Source organism: Pseudomonas edaphica, assembly GCF_005863185.1.
Lineage (GTDB): Bacteria > Pseudomonadota > Gammaproteobacteria > Pseudomonadales > Pseudomonadaceae > Aquipseudomonas > Aquipseudomonas edaphica.
The window spans coordinates 1-3596 of record NZ_VBVZ01000621.1; the positions used below are offsets into that span (position 1 = coordinate 1).

The 3596-nt window shown below is 61.5% G+C and carries 2 protein-coding genes; both read right to left on the reverse strand.

Annotated features, from left to right (window positions below; translation table 11 throughout):
• Positions 1–17: 17 nt before the first annotated feature.
• Positions 18–2855 carry an aminomethyl-transferring glycine dehydrogenase gene (gcvP, locus tag FEM54_RS27750; protein WP_138453774.1) on the reverse strand — a complete coding sequence of 946 codons (2838 nt, stop codon included), beginning with the start codon at positions 2853–2855 and terminating at the stop codon, positions 18–20.
• A gap of 10 nt (positions 2856–2865) precedes the next feature.
• Positions 2866–3249, reverse strand: a complete 384-nt coding sequence (gcvH, locus tag FEM54_RS27755; protein WP_017139147.1) for a glycine cleavage system protein GcvH — start codon at positions 3247–3249, stop codon at positions 2866–2868.
• Between the last annotated feature and the right edge of the window lie 347 nt (positions 3250–3596).

The following is a 3596-nucleotide window of genomic DNA, read 5'->3' on the forward strand; positions in this document are numbered from 1 at the left end:
ACCGAGTTCAGTCAGGGTTACGCGTAGCTCTCGATCGACGGGCACGCACACACCAGGTTACGGTCGCCAAACACGTTGTCGACCCGGCCAACCGGCGGCCAGTATTTGCCTTCGATCAACGATGCCACCGGGTACACCGCCTGTTCACGGCTGTACGGGTGGCTCCATTCACCGACGATTTCAGCCGCCGTGTGCGGGGCGTTTTTCAGTGGGTTGTCGTCCTTGTCCAAGGTGCCGTTTTCGACTGCGCGAATTTCCTCGCGGATGGCGATCATGGCGTCACAGAAACGGTCCAGTTCTTCCCTGGATTCGCTTTCGGTCGGCTCGATCATCAAGGTGCCCGCTACCGGGAACGACATGGTCGGCGCATGGAAGCCAAAGTCGATCAGGCGCTTGGCCACGTCATCCACGCTGATGCCGCTGCTGTCTTTCAAGGGGCGCAGGTCGAGGATGCATTCGTGCGCCACCAGGCCATTGCTGCCGGTGTAGAGCACGGGGTAATGCTCTTCGAGGCGACGGGAAATGTAGTTGGCGTTCAGGATCGCCAGCTGCGAAGCGCGCTTGAGGCCCGCGCCGCCCATCATGCTGATGTACATCCAGGTGATCGGCAAAATGCTCGCGCTGCCAAATGGCGCCGCGCACACCGCGCCTTCCTTGCGCTCCATGGCCGCGTGGCCTGGCAGGAATGGCGTGAGGTGGGATTTAACCCCAATCGGGCCAACGCCCGGGCCGCCACCGCCGTGCGGAATGCAGAAGGTTTTGTGCAGGTTCAGGTGGGACACGTCGCCTCCGAACTTGCCCGGTGCGCACAGGCCGACCATTGCGTTCATGTTGGCGCCGTCGATGTACACCTGGCCGCCGTTGTCATGAATGATCCCGCAGATTTCGCGGATGCCTTCTTCGAACACGCCGTGGGTGGACGGGTAGGTGATCATCAGCGCAGCGAGGTGCTCGCGGTGCTCGATGGCTTTGGCGCGCAGGTCTTCGATGTCGACGTTGCCGCGTGCGTCGCAGGCGGTCACCACCACGCGCATACCGGCCATGTTGGCGGTCGCAGGGTTGGTGCCGTGGGCCGAAGACGGGATCAGGCAGATGTCGCGGCGTTCTTCGCCACGGCTCTGGTGGTAAGCACGAATGGCCAGCAGGCCTGCGTATTCACCTTGGGAACCGGCGTTCGGCTGCAGGGAGATCGCGTCGTAGCCGGTGGCCGCGCAGAGCATGGCTTCCAGGTCGGAAGTCAGCTCCAGGTAGCCGGCGCTTTGTGCGGCCGGGGCGAAGGGGTGCAGGGCACCGAATTCGGCCCAGGTCACCGGGATCATTTCGCTGGCGGCGTTGAGTTTCATGGTGCACGAACCCAGCGGGATCATGGTGCGGTCCAGCGCCAGGTCCTTGTCGGCCAGCTTGCGCAGGTAGCGCATCAGCTCGGTTTCGGAGTGGTAACGGTTGAACACCGGGTGGCTGAGGATCGGCGACTGGCGCAACAGCGCGGCGGGCAAGGTGCTTTCAGTCGCAGCAAAAGCGGGCAGTGCCTTGCCGTCGGCGAAGATCGACCACAGGGCTTCGATGTCAGCCTGGGTGGTGGTTTCGTCGACCGACAGGCCAACGCGTTCAGCATCGACCACACGCAGGTTGATGCGCTGGGCGCGGGCCTTGTCGTGCAGGGCGGCGGTGTTGTCGCCGGTGTTGAGGGTGATCGTGTCGAAGAAGTTTGCCTGCTCAACCTTAAGGCCCAGGGCGGTCAAGCCTTTGGCCAGGATCGCGGTCAGTTGGTGAATGCGCTGGGCGATCTGGGTCAGGCCTTTAGGGCCGTGGTACACGGCGTACATGCTGGCGATGTTAGCCAGTAGCACTTGCGCGGTGCAGATGTTGCTGGTGGCTTTCTCGCGACGGATATGTTGCTCGCGGGTCTGCATGGCCAAGCGCAGGGCCGGCTTGCCGAAACGGTCGACCGACACACCGACCAGACGGCCGGGCATGTCGCGCTTGAACGCATCCTTGGTGGAGAAGTACGCCGCGTGCGGGCCACCAAAGCCCAGCGGCACGCCGAAGCGTTGCGCGCTGCCGATGGCCACGTCGGCGCCGAACTCACCCGGCGGGGTCAGCAGGGTCAGGGCCAGCAGGTCAGCGGCCACGGCCACCAGCGCATTGGCGGCGTGGAAGCGCTCGGTCAGTTCGCGGTAGTCGAACACGTCACCGTTGCTGGCCGGGTATTGCAGCAGGGCGCCGAAGAATGCGCTGACGTCGCTCAGCTCGCGTTCATCGCCCACCACCACGTCGATGCCCAACGGCTCAGCACGGGTGCGCAGTACGTCGAGGGTCTGTGGGTGGCTATGCACGGAGGCGAAGAAGGCATTGCTGCCCTTGTTCTTGCTCAGGCGCTTGCAGAAGGTCATGGCTTCGGCGGCGGCGGTGGCTTCGTCGAGCAAGGAGGCGTTGGCGATCGGCAGGCCGGTGAGGTCGCTGATCAGGGTCTGGAAGTTCAACAGCGCTTCCAGGCGGCCTTGGGAAATTTCAGGTTGATACGGGGTGTAGGCGGTGTACCAGGCCGGGTTTTCCAGCAGGTTGCGCAGGATCGGCGACGGTGTATGGCAGTTGTAATAGCCCTGGCCGATGTAGGTCTTGAACAGTTGGTTCTTGCCGGCGATGGCCTTGATCTTGGCCAGGGCCTGGGCTTCGCTCAGGCCGTCTTCCAGGCCGAGCACGCTGGTGCCCTTGATGCTTTCCGGGATCACGCTGGCGCTGAGGGCTTCGAGGGAATCAAAACCCAGGCTTGCGAGCATCTGCTGCTCATCTTCCTGGCGCGGGCCGATGTGGCGGGCGATGAATTCGTTGGCGGTGCTGAGATTGATGGTCATGGCGCGCTCCTCAGGCTTCAGCGTTGGCTTTGATCAGGCGGTCGTACGCATCCTGATCCAACAGCTTAGCCACTGCATCGGCATCGGCGGGTTTAAAGCGGAAGAACCAACCTTCGCCCATCGGGTCTTCGTTGACCAGTTCCGGGCTGTCGCTGAGTGCTTCGTTCACTTCGAGCACTTCACCGGTCAGCGGCATGTACACGCCGCTGGCTGCCTTGACCGATTCCACGGTGGAGGCTTCTGCGCCCTTGTCGTAAGCCTGCAACTCCGGCAGTTGCACGAAAACCACATCACCCAGTGCGTTTTGCGCGAAAGCGGTGATACCCACGGTGACGCTGCCATCGGCTTCGGCGCGCAGCCATTCGTGATCTTCAGTGAAACGCAACTCGCTCATGGAAACTCCTCAGGGCCAGATTCGTCTGGTGGACGGGATTGGAATAATGGGGAGTTACTTAGCAATATTGCGGCCAATGTTATTAAGTCGTTATAAATCAGATACTTAACGATTTTGGTTATGACGATATGATTTTCAGCTGTAGCGATTTCGCTACACTCGTGCACGCCAAAAAAAGCCTATGCGGATCAAAGCCTTGCATGGCGCGTAAAAAACAGGGTTGTAGCGATATCGTTACGCTGTAGCGCTTTCAGTACAGCGGATGTCGTTCTCAGACCAAAACTTGGATGCCCTCCATGGGGGAGGGGGCTTGTGTGGGAGCTGGCTTGCCTGCGATAGCATCACCT

Excerpts from the sequence above, each read along its gene's own strand:
- gcvP (WP_138453774.1), bottom strand. The coding sequence starts at position 2,855 with ATGACCATCAATCTCAGCACCGCCAACGAATTCATCGCCCGCCACATC.
- gcvH (WP_017139147.1), bottom strand. The coding sequence starts at position 3,249 with ATGAGCGAGTTGCGTTTCACTGAAGATCACGAATGGCTGCGCGCCGAA.